Source organism: Shewanella putrefaciens (assembly GCF_016406305.1).
In the GTDB taxonomy this organism is placed as follows: Bacteria; Pseudomonadota; Gammaproteobacteria; order Enterobacterales; family Shewanellaceae; genus Shewanella; species Shewanella putrefaciens_C.
On sequence record NZ_CP066369.1, the window covers coordinates 1,893,766 to 1,916,683 of the forward strand.

General features: G+C 47.6%; 16 protein-coding genes, 3 tRNA genes and 1 rRNA gene. 17 read left to right on the top strand and 3 right to left on the bottom strand.

Going from position 1 to position 22,918, the window contains the following annotated elements; genetic code table 11:
• The first annotated feature begins 80 nt into the window (after positions 1-80).
• The 11 genes from apt (at position 81) to JFT56_RS08220 (ending at position 14,110) form a co-directional block, all read left to right on the top strand.
• Positions 81-632 (top strand): adenine phosphoribosyltransferase, encoded by a 552-nt coding sequence (gene apt / locus JFT56_RS08170; RefSeq protein ID WP_198783146.1) that lies wholly within the window; start codon positions 81-83, stop codon positions 630-632.
• A gap of 118 nt (positions 633-750) precedes the next feature.
• Entirely contained in the window at positions 751-3,738 is a 2,988-nt protein-coding gene (gene dnaX, locus JFT56_RS08175) for a DNA polymerase III subunit gamma/tau (protein WP_198783147.1), read from the top strand.
• Between the two features lie 184 nt (positions 3,739-3,922).
• Entirely contained in the window at positions 3,923-4,252 is a 330-nt protein-coding gene (locus tag JFT56_RS08180; protein WP_007648738.1) for a YbaB/EbfC family nucleoid-associated protein, read from the top strand.
• A gap of 12 nt (positions 4,253-4,264) precedes the next feature.
• Positions 4,265-4,864 (top strand): recombination mediator RecR, encoded by a 600-nt coding sequence (recR, locus tag JFT56_RS08185; RefSeq protein ID WP_198783148.1) that lies wholly within the window; start codon positions 4,265-4,267, stop codon positions 4,862-4,864.
• Between the two features lie 212 nt (positions 4,865-5,076).
• Positions 5,077-6,990: a molecular chaperone HtpG gene (gene htpG, locus JFT56_RS08190; protein WP_198783149.1), complete on the top strand. Its 1,914-nt coding sequence runs from the start codon at positions 5,077-5,079 to the stop codon at positions 6,988-6,990.
• A gap of 90 nt (positions 6,991-7,080) precedes the next feature.
• The gene (locus tag JFT56_RS08195) at positions 7,081-7,944 is read left to right on the top strand and encodes a tetratricopeptide repeat protein (protein ID WP_198783150.1); all 864 of its coding nucleotides are present in this window, start codon (positions 7,081-7,083) and stop codon (positions 7,942-7,944) included.
• Between the two features lie 141 nt (positions 7,945-8,085).
• On the top strand, positions 8,086-8,730 hold the full coding sequence (gene adk / locus JFT56_RS08200; RefSeq protein ID WP_198783531.1) for an adenylate kinase: 645 nt from the start codon (positions 8,086-8,088) through the stop codon (positions 8,728-8,730).
• A 111-nt stretch (positions 8,731-8,841) separates the two neighbouring features.
• A complete protein-coding gene (gene hemH / locus JFT56_RS08205; protein WP_198783151.1) occupies positions 8,842-9,849 on the top strand; it encodes a ferrochelatase in 1,008 nt (335 codons plus the stop codon).
• A 203-nt stretch (positions 9,850-10,052) separates the two neighbouring features.
• Positions 10,053-11,357, top strand: coding sequence for an inosine/guanosine kinase (locus JFT56_RS08210; protein ID WP_198783152.1), 1,305 nt, complete (start codon positions 10,053-10,055; stop codon positions 11,355-11,357).
• Between the two features lie 217 nt (positions 11,358-11,574).
• Entirely contained in the window at positions 11,575-12,405 is an 831-nt protein-coding gene (nadE, locus tag JFT56_RS08215; RefSeq protein WP_198783153.1) for an ammonia-dependent NAD(+) synthetase, read from the top strand.
• A gap of 232 nt (positions 12,406-12,637) precedes the next feature.
• The gene (locus JFT56_RS08220; RefSeq protein ID WP_198783154.1) at positions 12,638-14,110 is read left to right on the top strand and encodes an alpha/beta hydrolase; all 1,473 of its coding nucleotides are present in this window, start codon (positions 12,638-12,640) and stop codon (positions 14,108-14,110) included.
• 15 nt (positions 14,111-14,125) lie between these two features.
• Here JFT56_RS08220 and JFT56_RS08225 read toward each other — a convergent pair whose 3' ends face one another.
• Positions 14,126-16,312: a sensor domain-containing diguanylate cyclase gene (locus tag JFT56_RS08225; protein WP_233095582.1), complete on the bottom strand. Its 2,187-nt coding sequence runs from the start codon at positions 16,310-16,312 to the stop codon at positions 14,126-14,128.
• Positions 16,313-16,712: 400 nt separating this feature from the next.
• Here JFT56_RS08225 and JFT56_RS08230 point away from each other — a divergent pair.
• Positions 16,713-16,789 (top strand) — tRNA-Pro (locus tag JFT56_RS08230).
• Positions 16,790-17,017: 228 nt separating this feature from the next.
• Positions 17,018-17,611, top strand: a complete 594-nt coding sequence (locus tag JFT56_RS08235; RefSeq protein WP_198783155.1) for a lecithin retinol acyltransferase family protein — start codon at positions 17,018-17,020, stop codon at positions 17,609-17,611.
• Positions 17,612-17,685: 74 nt separating this feature from the next.
• On the opposite strand, the gene JFT56_RS08240 is transcribed toward JFT56_RS08235, so the two are convergent.
• Both JFT56_RS08240 and JFT56_RS08245 read right to left on the bottom strand, forming a co-directional pair.
• Positions 17,686-18,750, bottom strand: coding sequence for a ketoacyl-ACP synthase III (locus JFT56_RS08240; RefSeq protein WP_198783156.1), 1,065 nt, complete (start codon positions 18,748-18,750; stop codon positions 17,686-17,688).
• Between the two features lie 92 nt (positions 18,751-18,842).
• Entirely contained in the window at positions 18,843-19,514 is a 672-nt protein-coding gene (locus JFT56_RS08245) for a GntR family transcriptional regulator (RefSeq protein ID WP_198783157.1), read from the bottom strand.
• 218 nt (positions 19,515-19,732) lie between these two features.
• On the opposite strand from JFT56_RS08245, the gene gmhB reads away from it, so the two are divergent.
• The 4 genes from gmhB to JFT56_RS08265 all read left to right on the top strand — a co-directional run bounded on the left by gmhB (position 19,733) and on the right by JFT56_RS08265 (position 22,681).
• On the top strand, positions 19,733-20,317 hold the full coding sequence (gene gmhB, locus JFT56_RS08250) for a D-glycero-beta-D-manno-heptose 1,7-bisphosphate 7-phosphatase (protein WP_198783158.1): 585 nt from the start codon (positions 19,733-19,735) through the stop codon (positions 20,315-20,317).
• 431 nt (positions 20,318-20,748) lie between these two features.
• Positions 20,749-22,291: ribosomal RNA gene (locus JFT56_RS08255) — 16S ribosomal RNA — on the top strand.
• 99 nt (positions 22,292-22,390) lie between these two features.
• Positions 22,391-22,467, top strand: a tRNA-Ile gene (locus JFT56_RS08260).
• Between the two features lie 138 nt (positions 22,468-22,605).
• Positions 22,606-22,681, top strand: a tRNA-Ala gene (locus tag JFT56_RS08265).
• Positions 22,682-22,918: the final 237 nt, after the last annotated feature.

The following is a 22,918-nucleotide window of genomic DNA, read 5'->3' on the forward strand; positions in this document are numbered from 1 at the left end:
CTCGTCCACACTCGATGTGGACGTTTTGTTTTTACCGTCAGTATTGGCGAACAGATTAAGTAACTTATTAAGTAAATATGATGGCTATGAATACAGAAACCTTATCCTTGATAAAGCAAAGCATTAAAACGATTCCGAATTATCCTAAGGAAGGGATCCTATTTCGTGATGTCACTAGTTTGCTCGAGAATGCCGCAGCCTATAAGGCGACTATTGATCTGCTCGTGGAACAATACCGTGGTAAAGGCTTTACCAAAATTGTTGGTACCGAAGCCCGCGGTTTCTTATTTGGCGCGCCATTAGCACTAGAGTTAGGCATTGGTTTTGTACCGGTTCGTAAACCGGGCAAGTTGCCCCGTGCGACCATTAGCCAGAGCTATGAGCTTGAATATGGCCACGATAGCCTAGAAATCCACATTGATGCCATTGTTGCCAATGATAAAGTATTAGTCGTTGACGATTTACTGGCAACGGGCGGCACCATTGAAGCGACGGTTAAACTTATCCGTCAACTGGGCGGCGAAGTGAAGGATGCAGCCTTTGTTATCTCCCTACCTGACTTAGGTGGTGAGGCACGTTTAACGGCATTAGGGCTTGAGTTGGTTAAACTTTGTGAGTTTGAAGGCGAATAATTCTTCAGCCAAAGGCGCCTTGGGATAGTTTAATGGCATGTCACACCCTGACATGTTATCTTTCAAAGTTCCCGGGGCGCATGCTCCCATTTTTGTATCACACACTCTGGGGAGTTCCATGTCATATCAGGTGTTAGCCAGAAAATGGCGCCCTGCCACATTTGAACAAATGGTTGGTCAAAGCCATGTATTGCATGCTTTAACCAATGCGTTAAGTCAGCAGCGTTTACACCATGCCTACCTGTTTACAGGGACTCGGGGCGTGGGGAAAACCAGCTTAGCGCGACTCTTTGCCAAAGGCTTAAATTGCGAACAAGGTGTCACTGCAACGCCCTGCGGCGTCTGTGGTAGTTGTGTTGAAATCGCCCAGGGTCGCTTTGTCGATCTGATTGAAGTCGATGCCGCCTCCCGCACTAAGGTCGATGACACCCGCGAGTTACTCGACAATGTGCAGTATCGTCCGACCCGGGGTCGTTTTAAGGTTTATCTTATCGACGAAGTGCATATGCTGTCGCGCAGCAGCTTTAACGCACTGCTAAAAACCTTAGAAGAACCCCCCGAGCACGTTAAATTTCTCCTAGCGACAACTGATCCACAAAAACTGCCTGTGACTGTGTTATCCCGTTGTTTGCAATTTAATTTAAAAAGTTTGACCCAGCAGGAAATTGGCACTCAGCTTAATCATATCTTGACCCAAGAGCAGTTTCCCTTCGATGCTGAAGCCTTAAAACTGCTGGCAAAAGCCGCCAATGGCAGTATGCGGGATGCCTTGAGCTTAACGGATCAGGCCATTGCCTTTGGTGGTGGCACTGTAATGCTCACTCAAGTGCAGACCATGCTCGGCAGTATTGATGAGCAGCATGTCCTGCGCTTGCTGAAAGCCTTAACCGATGCTGATATCGGCGTGTTAATGCAAACCTGTGGTCAAGTGCTTGCCTATGGCGCCGATGCCCAAGAAGTGCTGCGCAGTTTGCTCGAGTTATTACACCAGATCACCTTAACGCAATTTGCTCCGGCTGCGGCTCAGCAATCCTTATACAGTGCGCAAATTCACGCCTTTGCCGAGCAGCTGGCCCCCGAGCAAGTGCAGTTGTATTACCAAATTCTATTAACCGGACGCAAAGACTTACCCTATGCACCGGATCCTAAATCGGGTCTGGAAATGGCATTACTGCGCGCCGTTGCCTTTGTACCAGAAAAAAGTGTGAAACGCTGGCAAGTCGATGCACCGGCCGAAGTGAGTTTGCCTTCGGGGCAAACTCCGCTATCGACTGCGGCTGTCGCTCCAGTCGCTGAAGAAATGGCTGAAAAAAAAACAGCATTAATTGAGCCGGCTGTAGTTAAGTCTAAAGTCGCTGAGCCCATTGTCGCTGAGTCGATAGTAACTGAGTCGATAGCCACTGAACCCACTGAAGCAGGGCCCGCAGTCGCAGGCTCCCTTGCCACTCAAGTTCAAGTGACTCCCCAAGCTGATATCGCTCCCCAAGTTAAAGCTGCTCTCGAAGTTAGCGTTGCTCCCCAAACTGAAGTTATCGTCGATGAAACTCTGTCCTATGCCGCCGAGAATGCGGCACTCGTGGCGGAGCAAACACTGATCATCAGCCAAGCACAGAGTCAGGGTTTTAGCCCGCAAATCGAACAACTCGATGCAAATAGCGATAGCGGCGCGAGCATTAGCACAGAGGGTTCGAGGACTCCTAGTTCAGTAGAACAAGGCGTTTCAGGGCAGGCTATTGCAGATAATGGCCCTCTTGATTATGCCTACGGTGAATATGCATATTATGCGGAAGATCCCGTATCACTCGACGGCTATCAAGATGGCTATCAAGATGCTCACCAAGATTACGATCAAATTGATCATGCTTACTTTTTTAATGGCGATAGCGCAGCGTTAGGGCAAGAAAGCACGTCAGTGCAAGGGGCGAGTTCAACCTCTGAAACGCCGCTATCCGCTGCATCTAACTCGGCAAGTCAGCCATTAAGTGTGCAAAATCCCCCCAATCCAGTCGTGACAACGCCCCTAGAGGATGACGATATTTTATCGGCGGTGTTGGCTGCACGGGAATCGCTGCTGTCAGATCTCGAGGCCTTGAGTGCTAAGGACGGTGATGAAAAAAAGCCATCACTGGATCCAAAGCTGAAAGTACCGGCCCTCGGTAAGAGTACTGCTGAGCCCAGTGTCAGTGCTCGGCCCGTATTGAACACCCAACCAACGCCATCGGTAATGCCTGCGGCTAAAGTGACTGCGGGCTTTGATAAGACCTATGTGGATGAAGCCGATTTTGATGAGGCTGCTTTTGATAAGGCTGATTTTAGTGAGCTTAGTATCGATAAGCGTGGCTTTGATGGAACAGGTTATGATGATAAGACAAATGCGTCCACGAAATCCCAATTAGAGAGTAACGATCGTCCGCCTTGGGAAGAGGCGCCCACTGCGGCAGCTAGCACAGAACTTATTGTGTCTGGCACTGAGCTTGTTGCGACCAGTAATGAACTGATACCAGCCAGCACTGAGCTTGCGCCACAATCGTCCGTTGACGCGAGTGCTTTGCAGTCACCACCAAGGGCGAGCGAAGCCAAAATGCCGTCAGCTCAAGCCCTTAGCGTACAAACCAGCGCTGCGGGCGGCCGTGAAACGGGGCTCTGCGTGGCTGAGCCCATTAGCGGCGATCCGCTGGATTTACACTGGTATAAATTAATGGCGAGTTTAGACGTGGGCGGCCGCGTGCGCCAACTGGCCGTGAATTCTGTGTGTCAGGCACTCGAAGATCCCTTGCCATTATTATTAAAACCCGATCAGAAGCATTTAGCGGCCGATATCGCCATTGAACAACTTGAACAGGCCCTTACCACGACGCTTGGGAACCCAAGGCGGGTAAAAGTGGTCATAGGAAGCGATCCAAAACGGGAAACGCCACTCGAACTGCGTAAGCGTTTCCACCAAGAGTTATTGCAGCAGGCGCAGCAATCTTTAATTAAAGACGATAATGTTCAATGGCTTATTCAGCGTCTTGGGGCAGAGCTTGATACCGATACCTTAGTGTATCCACCAGAACTGTTAAACCAACGCAGCCAGCAGATCCAAGCGTTGCCTGAGCCTACGTGATGCTGGCACTTCAGCCGTCAAGCGAAGGCTATGGCCTGTGATGGGCTTGAATAATGCCTAAAACTGCGTATCGAGATCATAAGTTTATTAACGGGATAACGGCATAGATTGCCAATCCTATTTATTTCAGTAAGATTAGCCAGCTTTAAAGCTTGCGACTCACCCTAATAGAAGAGAAATGACTATGTTTGGAAAAGGCGGTATGGGCAATCTGATGAAACAAGCCCAGATGATGCAAGAAAAAATGGCGAAAATGCAGGAAGAAATTGCCCGCATGGAAATGGTGGGCGAATCGGGTGCCGGTCTGGTCAAGGTCACTATGACGGGCGCACACACTGTGCGTAAAGTCGAAATCGACCCAAGCTTGATGGAAGACGATAAAGAAATGTTAGAAGATTTGATTGCTGCGGCCTGTAACGATGCCGCCCGTCGTATCGAAGAGAATCAAAAAGCAAAAATGGCTGAAGTCACTGGTGGTATGCAGTTACCCCCAGGCATGAAAATGCCGTTTTAACTGAGATAAACAATGAAATTTAGTCCACTGCTTGACGAGCTAATTCAGTCCCTGCGTTGTTTACCTGGGGTTGGGCCTAAGTCGGCACAACGTATGGCGTTTCAGTTGCTTGAACGGGATAGAAAAGCGGGGCTGAAATTAGCCTCGGCACTGTCCAGTGCCATGAGTGATATCGGCCATTGTCAGTCCTGCCGAACCTATACTGAAGAGACTCTGTGCCCCATTTGTGCTAGCCATAAACGCGGCTCATCCACCACTATCTGTGTGGTTGAAACCCCGGCGGATGTGTTAGCCATTGAGGCGGGTGGACATTTCAGTGGTCGCTATTTTGTACTGCTAGGCCATTTGTCTCCCCTCGATGGTGTCGGGCCAGACGAGTTAGGGCTTGCCTTGCTCGAACGTCACTTAGCCTCGGGGGATGTTTCTGAGCTGATCCTCGCCACCAACCCCACGGTTGAAGGGGAGGCAACGGCGCATTTTATCGCCGATATGGCCAGACGCCATAGGGTGATGATCAGCCGTATCGCCCACGGCGTTCCCGTTGGCGGTGAGCTTGAATATGTGGATAGCACGACCTTGGCGTTGTCCTTTAATGGCCGTTTGCCGTTGTAACTGACGGTTTCTCAAAAAGATCATTGTCTATTAAACCCGTCCAGCGACAGCTTGTGCGGGTTTTTTATTGGCCTTTACCCCTCAAAATGCCTTATTTTTCACCATTCACGACTCGTTTTATTCCTTGCCCTTGAAAAGCCAATTTGCAGCCCCATTTAAGTAAGCACTGAGCGTTATTTTTAGTAAATTGCGTAACAAATAAGGAAAATTTCATGTCACAACAAGAAACTCATGGTTTTCAAACTGAAGTCAAACAGCTGTTGCATTTGATGATCCATTCTTTGTATTCCAACAAAGAAATTTTCTTGCGTGAACTGGTCTCTAACGCTGCGGATGCGGCCGATAAGCTGCGTTACCTCGCGTTGACCAATGACGCATTATACGAAGGTGACGGTGAGCTGCGGGTACGGATCAGCGCAGACAAAGACAAAGGCACTGTGACCATTGAAGATAACGGTGTGGGTATGACCCGCGATGGCGTGATTGAGCATTTAGGCACTATCGCAAAATCGGGCACCGCCGAATTCTTCAAAAACCTCTCTGGCGAAGCCTCAAAGGATTCGCAGTTAATCGGTCAGTTCGGTGTGGGCTTCTATTCTGCCTTTATCGTGGCGAAAAAAGTCACAGTCCGTACCCGCGCGGCAGGCCATCAGGCCAATGAAGCCGTGCTGTGGGAATCGGAAGGTGAGGGTAGCTTCACCGTTGAAACCATCACTAAGGCGAGCCGTGGTACCGAAATCACCCTGCACCTACGTGATGACGAAAAAGAATTTGCCGACGATTGGCGCCTGCGCTCCATCATCACTAAATACTCAGATCATATCTCTGTGCCCGTCGAAATGTGGCAGGAGGGCACGCCTGAGCGTGATGGTCCAGATGGCGAAAAAATTCCAGCGACCGAGGGTTACTGGAAGGTCATGAACAAGGCGACCGCCCTGTGGATGCGCAATAAATCTGAGATTAGCGACGAAGAGTACCAAGAGTTCTACAAGCATATTTCCCATGACTACACAGATGCACTGCTGTGGAGCCATAACCGCGTAGAAGGTAAGCAGGAATACACTAACCTGTTGTATATTCCATCAAAAGCGCCGTGGGATATGTGGAACCGCGACCGTAAACATGGCCTGAAACTCTTTGTTCAGCGTGTGTTTATCATGGATGACGCCGAGCAGTTTATGCCATCTTACCTGCGTTTTGTGCAGGGCCTGATTGACTCAAACGATCTGCCGCTGAACGTGTCCCGCGAGATTTTACAGGACAACCATATTACCAAAGCGATGCGCACCGGTATCACTAAGCGCGTGCTCGGCATGTTGGAAAAGCTGGCAAAAGACGATGCGGAAAAATATCAAAAATTCTGGGCTGAATTTGGCCAAGTGTTAAAAGAAGGTCCAGCGGAAGACTTTGCTAACCGTGAACGTATTGCGGGTTTACTGCGTTTTGCATCGACCCATACGGGTAGCGCGGCACCGACAGTGTCACTCGATGACTATATTAGCCGCATGAAGGAAGGCCAAAGCAAGATTTACTATATCGTTGCCGACAGCCACGAAGCGGCGGCCAACAGCCCGCATTTAGAACTGCTGCGTAAGAAAGGCATCGAAGTCTTATTGATGTCTGAACGCATCGACGAGTGGTTAATCAACCACTTAACTGAGTACAAAGAGAAACAACTGCACTCAGTGACCCGTGGCGAGCTGGAATTAGGTGAGCTGGAAGATGCGGCCGAGAAGGAAGCACAGGAGAAACTCGCCGAGGAATCTGCACCATTAGTTGAGCGCATTAAAGCGGCATTGGGCGCAAGTGTGGCCGATGTGAAAGTGACTTCACGTTTAACCGATACCCCAGCCTGTGTGGTCACGGGTGAAGGTGAAATGTCGACTCAGATGATCAAATTAATGCAGGCAGCGGGTCAGCCTGTACCAGAGGTTAAGCCGACGTTTGAGATCAACCCAGCGCACCCATTAGTGTCGCGTTTGAATGATCTTCAAGATGAAGCCACCTTCGCCGATTGGTCGAATCTGTTATTGCAACAGGCGCAATTGTCGGAGAAGGGCAGCCTTGCCGATCCATCGGCCTTTATTAAGCTGATGAACCAAATGTTACTGGCGAATCTGAAGTAAGAAACGTTTGGGCCCATAGGAATACATGCTATGGGCCTTATTTTTAGCACTTATTTCAACCTTAGATGCTTTTAATATTAAGGGAACATCATGGACAATATCCTCGATCTGACTAGAGACAATATTCAGCAAGTGGTTGATGCTTCGATGCAACAGATCGTGGTGTTAGCCTTTTGGGCACAGCCTCAAGCGCAAAGTGTGGCCATGGTGCAGACGCTGGAACAACTCGCAGCGGCGCATGCCAACCGCTTTATACTTGCAAAAGTGAATTGCGAAACTGAGCTGGAAATCGCTAACTATTTCCGCATACAAAGCTTACCCACCACCTTAGTGCTCGATAAAGGCCAACCTATTGATGGTTTTGCCGGAATGCAGGAGGCGGCGCAGGTGAGCGCTATGCTGGAGAAGTATTTACCACCCCTGTGGCAATTACAGCTTGAGCAAGCTAAAGCCTTACTGGCCTTAAGCCAAGTTTCCAGTGACGATTTAGCCACGGCTGCTGTGTTACTCAAAGATGCCTATAGCGCCTCAAATCATGCGGCCGAGGTGAGTTTAGTGCTCGCCGATGTGTATCTGATGCAGGGGGAACTTGCCCAGGCACAAGCCTTACTCGAGCAAATCGGGCTTGCGGATCAAGACGGTTATTACCAGAGCTTAAAGGCAAAATTAACCCTAGCTTTAGATGCGGCGGATACGCCAGAAATTCGCGATCTACAGCAAAAATTTGAGCAACATCCACAGGATTTAGTGTTACTACTCGAATTAAGCAAGGCGCTCCACGCGACTCACCGTGATGATGAGGCGTTAGCACTGTTGTTCACTGTGCTCAGTAAGGATTTGGGTGCTGAAAATGGCGCTGTAAAACAAGTGTTTATGGAGATTTTAACCGCGCTTGGCCAAGGTAATACCTTAGCAAATCAATATCGCCGTAAGCTCTATACCTTGCTCTATTAATGCGTAAAATGGCCGATGATCCGCAGTTTATTTGCAGTTTCTGAGGCTAAAGTCGAAGCTAAAACCCTTCTCAATGGCGGCCAGATGTGCGAAGATCGCCGCCCTAAGAAGAATATCAATGCGAAAAAGAGGACTCTTGAGATGCGCATTATCCTATTGGGCGCCCCAGGTGCCGGTAAAGGTACCCAGGCCCAGTTCATTATGGAACAGTATGGTATCCCACAAATTTCTACTGGCGACATGTTACGCGCCGCCGTTAAAGCCGGTACTCCGCTGGGTTTAGAAGCGAAGAAAGTGATGGATGCAGGCCAGCTGGTTTCTGATGATCTGATCATTGGACTGGTTAAAGAGCGTATCGCACAGGACGACTGTGCTAAAGGGTTTCTGTTAGACGGTTTCCCACGTACCATCCCACAGGCGGATGCGATGGCGGCCAACGGTATTAGCATTGATCACGTGATTGAAATCGATGTGCCAGACGAAGAAATCGTTAAGCGCATGAGCGGTCGCCGTGTTCACCCTGGTTCTGGCCGTGTTTACCATGTGATTTTCAATCCACCGAAAGTGGAAGGTAAAGACGACGTGACCGGTGAAGATTTAGCGATTCGTCCCGATGATGAAGAAAGCACAGTACGTAAACGCCTTGCAATTTACCACGAGCAAACTAAGCCGCTGGTTGAATACTACGGTAAAGTGGCTGCTGCTGGTCAAACAAAATACAACAAATTTGATGGTACACAATCGGTTGCGGCCGTGAGTGAACAGCTTGCAAGTGTATTGAAGTAACCAAAAAAGCGCCATTTACGAGAACAAGTTCTCATATTAGAAAAAAGCCTGCCAATGCAGGCTTTTTTTATGGGTATCTGAATGTTAGCCTGCGAAGGAATGTCACTAACTATGGGTCTTATCTTGAATCCTCCTTCCCCTGCTTTCGGTGTATTATTGGTCAATCTTGGCACCCCCGATGAACCTACCCCTAAGGCCGTTAGGCGTTTTCTAAAGCAGTTTTTAAGCGATCCTCGGGTGGTCGATCTTTCGCCTTGGCTTTGGCAGCCCTTACTCAATGGGGTTATCCTCAATACCCGCCCCGCGAAAGTGGCTAAGTTATACCAAAGTATTTGGACCGATGAAGGCTCACCCTTAATGGTGATAAGTGTATGTCAATCGCAAAAGCTAGCGGTCGATCTGAGTGCAACCTTTAACCAAACTATCCCCGTAGAACTGGGGATGAGCTATGGTAGTCCATCAATCGAGGCAGGATTCGATCGCCTGAAGGCCCAAGGGGCAGAGCGGATTGTAGTCTTACCACTATATCCGCAATATTCCTGCTCGACGGTGGCGAGTGTGTTCGATGCCGTTGCCAGTTATGCTAAAACCGTACGTGATATACCGCAGCTGCGCTTTAATAAGCAATATTTTGACCATGAGGCCTATATCGCAGCCTTGGCCCACAGCGTCAAACGTCATTGGAAAACCTATGGTCAAGCCGATAAATTGCTGCTGTCATTCCACGGAATTCCGCTGCGTTATGTGAATGAGGGCGACCCCTATCGTGAGCAATGTCTTACGACGGCTAAGCTCTTAGCGCAAAAACTCGAGCTAAATGAATCACAATGGCAGGTTTGCTTTCAATCGCGCTTTGGTCGTGAAGAATGGCTTACTCCCTATGCCGATGAATTGCTGGCTAAGTTACCTTCACAGGGCGTTAAAAGTGTCGATATGATTTGTCCTGCCTTTGCGACCGATTGCCTCGAAACCTTAGAGGAAATCTCCATTGGCGGCAAAGAAACCTTTTTACACGCGGGTGGTGAGTCTTATCGATTTATTCCCTGCTTAAATGATGATGAGCTGCATATCGAATTACTGAGGCTGCTTGTACAAGAGCAAGCACAGTCATGGGATTGAGGCCCGAATGACAGTTAAAAATCTCTACTTGAAACGTTAACACGCCCCTAGTTTCATGCTGATTTTATGGTAGAATCTGCGCCCTTGTGGCTAGGGAGTGGATTTTTTGCCTCGCTAGCCTAGACTCATTATTTTTAGGACGCTGGCGAGTGTATGCTCGTCATAACGCCAATTAGCATGGATGCCAGGAAAAGAGAACCACTATGAAGTTTCCCGGTCAGCGCAAGTCGAAACATTATTTCCCGGTCAAAACCAGAGACCCACTGCTTGAGCAGCTGACTCAACAGCCTCAACCTTTTGCCACTTATATCAGCGGTATAGATCAAACCCTAGTGGATATCGAAGCGAAAGTGGAGGATGAACTGCTCAGTCGTTATGGATTGCCTAAGGGAAATTCGACCCTGATCAATGATGAGCAAGCCCATCAACTCTATACCGAGCTGAAACAGAATGAGTTGATCAGCGATGAATTTGCCGGCGGCACTATCGGCAATACAGTACACAATTATTCTATCCTGGCCGATGACCGCTCAGTGTTATTTGGGGTGATGAGCCAAAATATTGAAGTGGGCAGTTACGCTTACCGTTACCTTTGCAATACCTCCTCCAAAGTTGATCTTAACTTTCTGCAACCCGTCGATGGGCCTATTGGCCGCTGTTTTACCCTGATTTCTGAGTGTGGCGAGCGAACCTTTGCGATTAGCAAAGGCGCCATGGATAAGTTGACACCGGAATTTATCGATAAAGACGTAGTGCAGGGCAGTTCGGCCCTCGTCTTAACCGCTTACTTAATGCGGGCGAGTGGCGGCGATCGTATTACCGATGCGGCTATGTGCGCGATTGAGTATGCAAAAGAAGCCGAAGTCCCTGTGGTATTGACCTTAGGCACTCGGTTCTTGATTGAAGAAGATCCACTCTGGTGGCAAAACTTCATTAAAGAACATGTGACTATCCTAGCGATGAATGAGGATGAAGGCGAGGCCCTAACGGGATTTCGCGATCCCCTATTAGCCAGTGAAAAAGCGCTAGAGTGGTGCGATATGGTGTTAACCACCGCAGGCCCTATTGGTTTATATACTGCGGGTTATGCCGAAGATTCTGAAAAACGCGAAACGACTCATACCCTGTTGCCGGGAGCTATTCCTGAATTTAACCGTTATGAATTCTCGCGGCCTAAATTGAAAAGTGACTGCGAAACGCCGATTAAAGTGTATGCCCATATTTCCCCTTATATGGGTGGGCCTGAAAAAATCGGTAACACTAACGGCGCGGGGGATGGCGCGTTATCGGCGCTGTTACATGACCTGGCGGCCAATACGTTCCATAAAGCCAATGTGCCCGGCTCAAGCAAGCATAAGCGTGATGGTCTGTGTTATTCCTCATTCTCGCAAATTTGTAAGTACGCTAATCGCGTGGCTTACGAGGTGTTGGCCCAGCACAGTCCACGCCTATCCCGTGGCTTACCCGAACGGGAAGACAGCTTAGAAGAGTCCTACTGGGAAAGATAAACCAGTTCTGACTGAGTTAATAAGGGCAATAGCGGCAAACCGTTATTGCCCTTGTTGTTTTATGGGCGCAATGTTTTTGGCGCTGGCGTGATGACGTTTTCCTCAACAATTAGCCCAATGGGCGATATTTTTCGCTACAGACAAGGTCGAATAAATGTTACCGTTAGTGGGTTCAAATCGACCCAAATCACAGTGATTGTTTAAGGTGGAATTTTCGGTGAAAGCGCAAATCTTAAAAGAAATGAAGGTGCTCAAGACGATTGAGCCAGAATTTGAAGTGCAGCGCCGTGTGGCGTTTATCAAGGCAAAACTGAAAGAAGCCCGCAGCAAAGCATTAGTGTTAGGGATCAGTGGTGGTGTCGATTCCTCCACCGCTGGGCGTTTATGCCAGTTGGCCGTGGATAGCCTCAATAGTGAAAATGCAGAAGGTGGCTATCAATTTATTGCGGTGCGCTTACCCTATCAAATTCAAAAAGATGAGCACGAAGCCCAACAAGCTTGTCAATTTATTCAGCCGACCAAATTAGTCACAATCAATGTGCATCAAGGGGTTGATGGCGTGCATCAAGCGACCTTAACCGCCTTTGTCGAAGCGGGATTGCACTCACCGGATGCGGCCAAAGTCGATTTTATTAAGGGTAACGTGAAAGCGCGGATGCGGATGATTGCCCAGTATGAATTGGCTGGCTTAGTAGGTGGTTTAGTGGTCGGTACCGATCACAGCGCCGAAAATATTACCGGTTTTTACACTAAGTGGGGTGACGGTGCCTGCGATTTAGCCCCCTTATTTGGTCTTAATAAACGTCAAGTACGCCAGTTAGCCGCATATTTGGGTGCGCCGGAGTCCTTAGTCTACAAGGCGCCTACGGCGGATTTAGAAGATAATCAGCCTTTATTGGAAGATGAAGTCGCATTGGGGCTCACCTATGCACAAATTGATGATTTCCTTGAGGGAAAAGAGGTCGATAAAGCGGTTGAAGATAAGTTGATTAATATCTATAGGGCGACTCAGCATAAGCGTCGGCCTATTCCAACGATCTACGATTGAGTGTGATGTTAAAAAGCCCCCGTTGGTTTTACCGCGGGGGCTTTTTGTTGCTTAAAATATCCCTGCTAGCGTGATGACAATTTATCGTTAACTGGCGATAAATACTCACTCGAACTTATCTATGCTGACTATACTAAGACACCAATGGGCAGTCTAAGATGCAAAAAGTTGAAGGTTTCTTTTATCTAACCATATAATATTAAAAATATTTTATTTCGTGCTAGGGATTGCTATGAAGGCCATCATCATAGGTTCAACCAAACACCTATTTTTAGCCGCATTTTATGCAAGTGTTGGCATACTGGTCGCTTTACTTGCGACAAGCATTTATTTTTTGAATGCGAGGCCCGATCTTTCCCTATGGCATACCACAAAGCTTAAAAATGAATTTCGCTATAACACTAAGATCACGGATTTTAGTGAATATAGTGCGCTGGAAGATAAGCTGTTTGCCGAAGTCGATAAAAAAGTGCGGCAAAAAATCCCCGCGTCTGAGCACTCCCCGGTAAACCGCTATGTGAAAAATAGTCTCTCAGACCCTATCCACTGGTCACAAAATTGGAATCGCAGTTTCGAGTGGCCGAAAAAAGAGGCGGCATTTGGCGTGCTACTGCTCCACGGCATGTCCGATTCTCCCTATGCTATGTCCAATGTAGCCGCGCATTTTAAGGGAAAGGCCCATGTGCTTGGTTTGCGATTCCCCGGACACGGCACGCTTCCCAGTGGGCTGACTGAACTCTATTGGCAGGATCTAGCCGCGGCGGTCAACTTAGCGACGGCCCATATGAAGCAACAGCTTAAGGGTAAACCCTTATTTGTGATTGGTTTTTCAACGGGGGCCGCCGTCGCTCTCAACCATGAACTCGAACTTATCAACCAACATAAGTCCCCAGATTATGCTGGGATGATTTTTATCTCGCCGGCAATCGGCCTTGCGCCCAGTGCCGCCGTGGCGCGTTGGCAGAACTGGATTGGCCAGCTATTAGGGTTGGATAAATTGCAGTGGAACAGTATTCAAGTCGAGTACGATCCCTTTAAATACATGTCCTTTGCGGTGAATGCGGGGGATGTGGTGTATCAATTAGCATTGCGTAATCAGGGATTGCTGGCGGGGTTAACGCCTGTGCAGCGAGAACAGATCCCGTCGATATTAACCTTTCAATCCGTAGTGGATGCGACGGTTTCAAGCCGCGCAGTGGTCAATACTCTCTATCAAGTATTGCCTGCAAAGGGGCACGAATTGGTTTTGTTTGATATGAATCGCACCTCGATTAACCGCAATATGATGCTCAATGACCCTTTACCCCTGCTATTACCGACCGATCCGGACAGTGTGCATTATCGAGGCACTTTGATTGAAAATATCAACCCTGAGACCACACAGGTACAGGCGCGTGAATTTGCGGTTTTACCACATCAAGATGCACAAACGTCAAAGAATATTACCCCCTTAACCTTGAGCTGGCCTGAGGATGTCTATGCCTTATCCCATGTGGCCATTCTCTTTGCCAAGGATGATGGACTCTACGGCCTCAGAAACGATACCGATAAGCGCCGTATTCAAATTGGTGGCGCAGCAGCCCGGGGTGAGCGTGGTGTGCTGAGTGTCTCGGCGGCGGAAATGCTTAGGCAAAAGTGGAATCCATTTTTCCCCTATGTGTTGTCACGGATTGACCAATATCAAGCGGCCCATATGCAGCCATAATGTGTCATCCATCTTCTAGATGGGTTCGATAATATGGGTGCAGATTACGCAGTTGCGGCCCTGATCTTTTGCCCTATAGAGATTTTCATCGGCTTGTTTTAGCCACACGTCTAGGGACGCATTGTAGGAGGCAGCTGCGATCAGCGCGCCAATACTGACGGTGACACTGAAGCTTTTTTGGCTCGCTGGATCGGTAATCACTTCTTTTGCAAGCCGTTCGCGGAATTGATTGAGGTGTTCCTCAACATTTAAGGCATTGCACATAGGCAATATTAATACAAACTCTTCCCCGCCATAGCGGCAAAGTAAGTCGACATCCCGTCTAAAGTGACTCGAGAGTACCTGTGCCATGACCCTTAAGCATTCATCCCCGGCTAAATGGCCGTAGGTATCGTTCACTTTTTTAAAGAAATCGAGGTCTAACAGTACGACGGCAATGGTATTCTCTGCGCGCTCGCACAGCTCTTGGATAGATAAGAACTGTTGCTCAGTGTAACGGCGGTTATAGAGGTTGGTGAGGGGATCGCGTTCGGCCATTTCTTGCAATTTCCGATTGGCGATTTCTAAATCCCTGGTGCGTTGCTGTACTTTCTCTTCTAATTCTGATTGATAGCTAAGGAGAGCTTGCTGATTCGCAGCGAGGCTCTCGTATAAGCTATAAATTTCTTTAGGGGTACTCTTGTCGAACAATGGATGCTCAAATTTTTTCTTATGCACTTTGCCCTCTTTGGCTTGGCTAAAATGCTGGGCGAGCAGTGCGAGGGGCGTTGTGGTTAAGCGGCTAATGGCTTTGGCGACTATTATGGCAATAAACATACCGACTAATAGCAAAATCATAGTGTTAGCATATTGTTTTTCGGCCAGTTTAAGCAAAGGGAGAAAAGGCTCAACAACATAGAGCTGCCAGCCATTATTCAAGGTGTGGTGGGTATAAATATATTCAGGGATCTTTGCATCAACTTGCTTAATATTCATCAGTTTAAGTTTTGCGCTATATTCTGCACCACCCACAGTATAGGTAAAAGGGGCCATTGGTTTAAGCCCCAATCTTTCCGATGCATAAATGATATTATTTTTATCATCCAGTAAAACAATGGCTTGAGTGTGATGATGCCGGTTTTGCTTATCAATACTTGAAAAATAACTTAAATCTAAGCTTCCCCCCACAATTCCGATTGGAGTATTGGTTTGTCCCTTCAAGATGGGGGCGCTGATCACTATGATAATGTCGTTGCTTAACCCTTGCCCGATAAATGCGGGTGAGATGTAGGTCTTGAGGTTATCAAAGGCCTGCGTAAAGTAATCCCTATTATTTAGGGTGAATTGGGGGGACAGTTGATTGAAGTACTGTAGTTTTTCAATTGGGCTGGCTGCGGTAATTTCCCCCTTTGCATTCGTAATAAATAGGGTAATAAAACTGAGGCTCAAACTCTCGACACTGTAGAGTAAATCCTGCCATTTGCTGAAGGGCACATCTGTAATACTGACGAGTTTAGCAATACTGGCGATAGTGCTAGTGTTAGTGCTTATATAGGTTTCAGTAGCGTGGCTTAGGGATATTCCAGTGTCACTAAGATTACGGGTCAGCAACTGTTGTTGTTTATTCATAAAATAATGATCAAACACTAGGGACGAGGTCAACAGGCTAATGGTAGTGATCAAGATAAACAGATAACTTAGCTGGGCGCTAAAGGTGCGGCGAGTACGGTTAACCAATTTGCCTTTAAGGTGCCAAAGACTTGGCAGTGCAACGACACAGAGTTCCCCGAGCGTGGTATATAAAATACCATTAAATGCTTGTTTAACAGTGGAAAATGGAATATGGCTGAGGGGCAAACCTGTTATTAACCAAAGGTATAAACCCATTAATGGCAAGCCGACCAAAAGCCAATAACTGATACTGGCATAGAGTATATGAAAATCCTTGCGGCGAGCGAAACCTAGCCACAGTGCTTCGAGTAAAAAGACGATATACAGATGGGGACTCGGCCAGACCAGCATTAATCCTGTCGCAGTGAATAAAGCCGTAAATAGGGCGTACCAAGGGCCCAATAAAATTGCCACGATAACGACCGCCGTATTCCCGAGAATTAATTGCACATTGGCACTGAGGGGAATAGGGTACAGATTGATCATAAGGCCGAGCAGTCCTAGGAGAGTGGCCAGTTTGAGGTGCGCTGGATTTAATGCCGGTAGACGCAAAGACAGGTTCCTTGAAATTAATTATTCTAATTAAGTTTACTCATCGCTAAGTCTGAATAAGTGATATAAATCACCGCATAAAGTGACTTAGCCATCTTAGCTTAGCAGATGTTTCGCCATTTGATTTTGCAAAATATGCTGCATTTTTGGCTAAAGACAAGGAGGCCGATAATGCGGAGCTCAATTCGCTTTTCTAGAAGGTAATAATATCGCGAACGGTTATAAATTTAACCATTCAGACTAGAAACTAAGCAGTTAATCAAAGAGATGTCACTAAGCACTTGCGTAGGCGCGAGGCAATTGCTAAAGTCTGGCTCACTTAAGGTGAACCCCAAAAATAGCGCCTTAAGTACAGAGTGATTTAGGTTTATCTCGGATAATCTGTCGGTCACTTAAATTTCGGTATGTAGCGCAGCCCGGTAGCGCACTGTCATGGGGTGTCAGGGGTCGGAGGTTCGAATCCTCTCATACCGACCAAATTCCTCTTTTTAAGAGTATAAAAAGCCTCACTTTTTAAGTGGGGCTTTTTAGTTTTACGATTCCACTCGCAAAACTCTCGCAAACTATCCTCTTAACCCTGAAGGTTCCCTGAATGGCATCAGCATGGCTGTTATCGTTCGAGCTGTGGTTTGACCGTTTATGGGGTTGTACTTCACTCCTATAACTCGCTAATCTAGATCCTAATTGATTGCATGGGAGATCATTATGCCATTACCGTTACTTTGGCTTGGCGGTGCTGCTCTTGGTGCCGCGTTCTTAGCGGATGAACGGCAAAAGCGTCTGCAGCTTGAACGCGATAGATTACTCGGCCGGGCTCCTAAGCAAGCGCTGGCTAATCGCGCTATGCTGGCGGCGCCGAGCCAATGGCAGAAGGGCTTTAAACAAGTGATCCCAGAGCCTGGCAGTATTGTTTGTTGTTATGTCTTTGGGGTGATAGAGCATACGGGGATTTGGCTCGGTGATGATTGTTTGGTCGAACTTCATGGCTCTGGCTTGGTTCGAGCCGTATCGATAAAACGCTTTTTAGCGGGACGTACGGGGAGCCAAATCTATCTTGCCTGCAATCATCAACATCAACCTTTGGTCTCTGAAGCTGTGCTGGAACGAGCCCAGCAGGCTATCTATCAATACCGCGAATACGATTTATTCGACAATAATTGCCATCGTTTTGTTTGGTCATGTATTAGCGGACATGAGATCTCAATTCAGAGCTTTAACGAATTAAATCAGCAGTTGGCGGCGCATTTTAATCAAGGGATTTATTGGGATGAGATGCAGTTTCCACAGTTAAGTTATTAACTTTTTAAAGCAAAAAAGCCATCCGAAGATGGCTATGTCGCGAGTGTTGCACCAGGATTATTGGCAGGAGCTCATTAATTACAGAAATAGTCCACTGCACGTTTAACTAATTCAATGCCGGTTTTATCGCAAGGTGGCAATTGGGCATCACTTTGGGTAACAGGTGTGACTCGCTCGCCCCATTTCAATAATAGCGCCGCAGAAGTTAACCCTGCACCGAATGCACAAGAAAGTATGGTTTGGTGCGGTTTGATAAGGCCCTTTTCCAATGCATCACAAATCGCAATAGGGATCGTCGCCGCCGAGGTATTGCCATAGTTAGCAATATTCACAAAGGCTTTTTCTTTTGGAATTTTCATTCGGCTGACGAGGGTATCGATAATGCGTTCATTCGCTTGATGCGGGATCACTAAATCCACTTCATCCTTATTTACACCACATTTTTCAAGCACTTGGGTGCTTAATTTGTTCATACCGTTAATGGCGCGCTTGAAGATTTCTTGGCCATCAAATTGGATGTAAAAATCCAATGACTCGGCTGAGAATCTATCCATCGCAGTGCCAAAACCTGCCTTGAGAATATCACGGCCATCCGGGTCGTTATTGAGCTCATAGCCCAATATGCCGCCAGGAATATCAGAGGCTTCAATCACGACAGCACCGGCACCGTCACCAAATAACACTGCAGTTTCACGGCGTGACCAATCTAAATAGAAAGAGAGACGCTCAGCACCAATCACCAATACTTTCTTGCTCTGGCCACTCTTAATTTGTGAGCTGGCTAAGCCTACACCGTAGAGGAAGCCACTGCAGGCGGCATTAATATCAAACGCGGCGCAATTGGCGCCAATATTCGCTTGTACCGTTGAGGCGATATTGGGGATCAAGGTATCTGGGCTGGCGCTGGCCAGAATGATCATATCTATTTCGCTGCCATCAATGCCCGCCGCCGCGAGGGCGCGTTTAGCGGCAACGGAGGCCAATTCAGAAGTATTCACATGGCTGATATGACGCTGACTGATCCCAGTGCGCGACTTAATCCATTCATCGGATGTTTCTATAAAGGTCGCAAGATCATCGTTAGTCAGTGTGGCGGGTGGAACGCATTTTCCCCAACCAGTGATAGTGGCGTACTGCATGGTGTTTTCTCTCAAATAAAAAAGGCAGAACCTGAAGTGCTGCCTTGAATCGACAACAAAGCTTATCGGTATAACGAATGGCTTTCCGTGATCTATACCACCTGTTTGGCGACGAGATCTCGAATAGTCATTGCGGCATGCAAAATATGATGTCGCAGTAACGCCGTGGCTTTTTCTGTTTCTCTTAGCTTGCAATAATTTAATAGAGCGCGGTGCTCATGCTCAGCGGCGGGGATCCCCCCAGCTAATAGCAATTGCAAACGTATATATCTATCACAGTTTGTATTGAGGCCATGAACCACCTCAAGCGTATGTGGACGATTAGCTGCTTGGTATAAGCAGGTATGGAATTGAGTATTTAGCTCACTCCAACTAGCTACGGCATCTTCATGTTTAAAGGCCGATTCTAATTGTTCCAGTACCCGTTCTGCCTTAATTAAATCCTCTTCAGCGAGCAAAGGGATCGCTTTAGCGAGCAGATCGGTTTCTATCATCGCACGTAATTCAAAAAGTTCGGTAACTTGTTCGACGGATAACACGGTCGCAGTCGCCCCCTTATGGGGTTCAAACTTGACTAAACCTTCAGCCTCAAGTTGTAACAATGCTTCTCTTACTGGGATCCTGCTGACATTTAAGGCTTCGGCTAAAGCACTTTGTCTGAGTGGTTCTCCTGCGGCTATGTCACCTGAAAGAATTTTCTCTCTGAGCACTTCTACAACGAGTTGAGTGCGGGTTTTATGGACTATAGGCGTAGTTCGACTCATTATTTCCGTCTATTTCGGGTGTTTTATCATTATCCGCACAAGATTACCGTTAAAAACACCACAAATAAAGGGGAATGCTTGATTGAATGCTGTGGCTTACCCGTTAAAACACCGATTCGCAGTGGCTTTAGTGCTGTAATCCGCCAAAGATAAACTTCGCGGTGCAATTTATAACAATGAATGAAATAATACCCGCCATAACGCCTCAGATTTAGGCGATGTTTTGGGTTAGTGGAGTAAGTACTGTGATTGCAGTCAATCGAGCCGTTTTTTTAGATCGTGATGGTGTTATTAATAAAGACCATGGTTATGTACATCAAGTCGATGACTTTGAATATATCGAAGGCGTGTTTGAAGCGTGCCTCGCATTAAAACAAATGGGCTATAAGCTGGTTGTAGTAACCAATCAATCGGGCATCGCCCGAGGCATGTATAGTGAAGATCAATTTCATAGCCTAACTGAATGGATGGATTGGAACTTTGCCGATAAAGGTGTCGAGCTTGACGGCATCTACTATTGCCCACACCATGCAGAAAAGGGCATAGGTGAATATAAAGTTGATTGTGATTGCCGCAAGCCAAAACCAGGCATGCTTAATGATGCCGCTAAATTCTTAAAGATCGATCTACCGCAGTCTGTGATGGTGGGTGATAAAGCCGAAGACATGCAGGCGGCAAAAGCGGCTGGCGTGACCACACGTATATTAGTGCGTAGCGGTAAGGTTATTGCCGACAGCAGTGATGCGACAATAGTGCTAGATAGTATTGCCGATGTACCGGTTTACTTAAAAAGCCTAGGTTAGAGATCACGCGAAACCAGCAATAGGGTTGCTTAAATAGACATTTAGTTTAAAAAGTGTGCGCTTGAATCGTTTTTTACCAATATTCGCTAAAAAGGGGTTGCGGTAAAATCTGACATCCCTATAATGCGCATCCACTGACCTAGCGGGGTCAAGGTTAAACGCTGAATAAGCTGCTAACCATGCTCTTTAACAATATATCAAGCAAATCTGTGTGGACACTCACAGGTGTTGAGTTAATCGAAACTGCTTAGCCTTAGGGTTGGCAGTCAAAAAATTTAAATCAATGTCTTCAAGTCACTTAGGTGATTGAGTGTTCATAGCAATATGTACATAATTTTGATTTCACTTTCTTCTCTTTATGAAGAGATGGTGGAAACAAATGACAGAATTCATTGAGCCGCTGAAGTCGCAAGACGGAAGCAAAAAAACTTTAATTGAAGAGTTTGATCATGGCTCAGATTGAACGCTGGCGGCAGGCCTAACACATGCAAGTCGAGCGGCAGCACAAGGGAGTTTACTTCTGAGGTGGCGAGCGGCGGACGGGTGAGTAATGCCTAGGGATCTGCCCAGTCGAGGGGGATAACAGTTGGAAACGACTGCTAATACCGCATACGCCCTACGGGGGAAAGGAGGGGACCTTCGGGCCTTCCGCGATTGGATGAACCTAGGTGGGATTAGCTAGTTGGTGAGGTAATGGCTCACCAAGGCGACGATCCCTAGCTGTTCTGAGAGGATGATCAGCCACACTGGGACTGAGACACGGCCCAGACTCCTACGGGAGGCAGCAGTGGGGAATATTGCACAATGGGGGAAACCCTGATGCAGCCATGCCGCGTGTGTGAAGAAGGCCTTCGGGTTGTAAAGCACTTTCAGTAGGGAGGAAAGGTTGCAGTTTAATAAACTGTAGCTGTGACGTTACCTACAGAAGAAGGACCGGCTAACTCCGTGCCAGCAGCCGCGGTAATACGGAGGGTCCGAGCGTTAATCGGAATTACTGGGCGTAAAGCGTGCGCAGGCGGTTTGTTAAGCGAGATGTGAAAGCCCTGGGCTCAACCTAGGAATAGCATTTCGAACTGGCGAACTAGAGTCTTGTAGAGGGGGGTAGAATTCCAGGTGTAGCGGTGAAATGCGTAGAGATCTGGAGGAATACCGGTGGCGAAGGCGGCCCCCTGGACAAAGACTGACGCTCATGCACGAAAGCGTGGGGAGCAAACAGGATTAGATACCCTGGTAGTCCACGCCGTAAACGATGTCTACTCGGAGTTTGGTGTCTTGAACACTGGGCTCTCAAGCTAACGCATTAAGTAGACCGCCTGGGGAGTACGGCCGCAAGGTTAAAACTCAAATGAATTGACGGGGGCCCGCACAAGCGGTGGAGCATGTGGTTTAATTCGATGCAACGCGAAGAACCTTACCTACTCTTGACATCCACGGAAGACTGCAGAGATGCGGTTGTGCCTTCGGGAACCGTGAGACAGGTGCTGCATGGCTGTCGTCAGCTCGTGTTGTGAAATGTTGGGTTAAGTCCCGCAACGAGCGCAACCCCTATCCTTATTTGCCAGCACGTAATGGTGGGAACTCTAGGGAGACTGCCGGTGATAAACCGGAGGAAGGTGGGGACGACGTCAAGTCATCATGGCCCTTACGAGTAGGGCTACACACGTGCTACAATGGCGAGTACAGAGGGTTGCAAAGCCGCGAGGTGGAGCTAATCTCACAAAGCTCGTCGTAGTCCGGATTGGAGTCTGCAACTCGACTCCATGAAGTCGGAATCGCTAGTAATCGTGGATCAGAATGCCACGGTGAATACGTTCCCGGGCCTTGTACACACCGCCCGTCACACCATGGGAGTGGGCTGCAAAAGAAGTGGGTAGCTTAACCTTCGGGGGGGCGCTCACCACTTTGTGGTTCATGACTGGGGTGAAGTCGTAACAAGGTAGCCCTAGGGGAACCTGGGGCTGGATCACCTCCTTACCTATACGACTAACTTGATGTTTGTTGAGTGTTCACACAGATTTGCTTGATAGAAGAAAGAGTAAAAGATGGACCTAGTTAAATAGGTTTATCAAAGATGGGTCTGTAGCTCAGCTGGTTAGAGCGCACCCCTGATAAGGGTGAGGTCGGTGGTTCAAGTCCACTCTGACCCACCAAATCTTCGTTCTCCTTTGTTGAATTAATACTCGTTTAGTGAACTAAACGTCGCGTTAATTTGTCGCGGATAACTCGATTTGGCAAACCAATCCTTTTAGAGGTTTGGAACATCTTACTTACTCGCACTGCATGTAAATGGGGCTATAGCTCAGCTGGGAGAGCGCCTGCCTTGCACGCAGGAGGTCTGCGGTTCGATCCCGCATAGCTCCACCATTTACAGCTTGTTTTAAGTTAACAAGTGACATGCATTATGGATAGAGATGCCAAAGATAAACTGAAAAATTATCTTTGGCTTTTTTAAGCCCGGTCGAAATCGTTCCATACGATTTTCGACACTTCCTCCATCCGTGGAGGGTGCTCTTTAACAATTTGGAAAGCTGATAGTATTAAACACAATGCATCTCTTTATTCGAGAGTTCGTTGTGTTGATACGAAAAAAGTTTAATGCGA

What these genes read in the sequence shown, in the direction of transcription:
- apt (WP_198783146.1), top strand. Translation starts at nt 81, where the DNA reads ATGGCTATGAATACAGAAACCTTATCCTTGATAAAGCAAAGCATTAAA.
- dnaX (WP_198783147.1), top strand. Translation starts at nt 751, where the DNA reads ATGTCATATCAGGTGTTAGCCAGAAAATGGCGCCCTGCCACATTTGAA.
- JFT56_RS08180 (WP_007648738.1), top strand. Translation starts at nt 3,923, where the DNA reads ATGTTTGGAAAAGGCGGTATGGGCAATCTGATGAAACAAGCCCAGATG.
- recR (WP_198783148.1), top strand. Translation starts at nt 4,265, where the DNA reads ATGAAATTTAGTCCACTGCTTGACGAGCTAATTCAGTCCCTGCGTTGT.
- htpG (WP_198783149.1), top strand. Translation starts at nt 5,077, where the DNA reads ATGTCACAACAAGAAACTCATGGTTTTCAAACTGAAGTCAAACAGCTG.
- JFT56_RS08195 (WP_198783150.1), top strand. Translation starts at nt 7,081, where the DNA reads ATGGACAATATCCTCGATCTGACTAGAGACAATATTCAGCAAGTGGTT.
- adk (WP_198783531.1), top strand. Translation starts at nt 8,086, where the DNA reads ATGCGCATTATCCTATTGGGCGCCCCAGGTGCCGGTAAAGGTACCCAG.
- hemH (WP_198783151.1), top strand. Translation starts at nt 8,842, where the DNA reads ATGGGTCTTATCTTGAATCCTCCTTCCCCTGCTTTCGGTGTATTATTG.
- JFT56_RS08210 (WP_198783152.1), top strand. Translation starts at nt 10,053, where the DNA reads ATGAAGTTTCCCGGTCAGCGCAAGTCGAAACATTATTTCCCGGTCAAA.
- JFT56_RS08220 (WP_198783154.1), top strand. Translation starts at nt 12,638, where the DNA reads ATGAAGGCCATCATCATAGGTTCAACCAAACACCTATTTTTAGCCGCA.
- JFT56_RS08235 (WP_198783155.1), top strand. Translation starts at nt 17,018, where the DNA reads ATGCCATTACCGTTACTTTGGCTTGGCGGTGCTGCTCTTGGTGCCGCG.
- JFT56_RS08240 (WP_198783156.1), bottom strand. Translation starts at nt 18,750, where the DNA reads ATGCAGTACGCCACTATCACTGGTTGGGGAAAATGCGTTCCACCCGCC.
- JFT56_RS08245 (WP_198783157.1), bottom strand. Translation starts at nt 19,514, where the DNA reads ATGAGTCGAACTACGCCTATAGTCCATAAAACCCGCACTCAACTCGTT.
- gmhB (WP_198783158.1), top strand. Translation starts at nt 19,733, where the DNA reads ATGTTTTGGGTTAGTGGAGTAAGTACTGTGATTGCAGTCAATCGAGCC.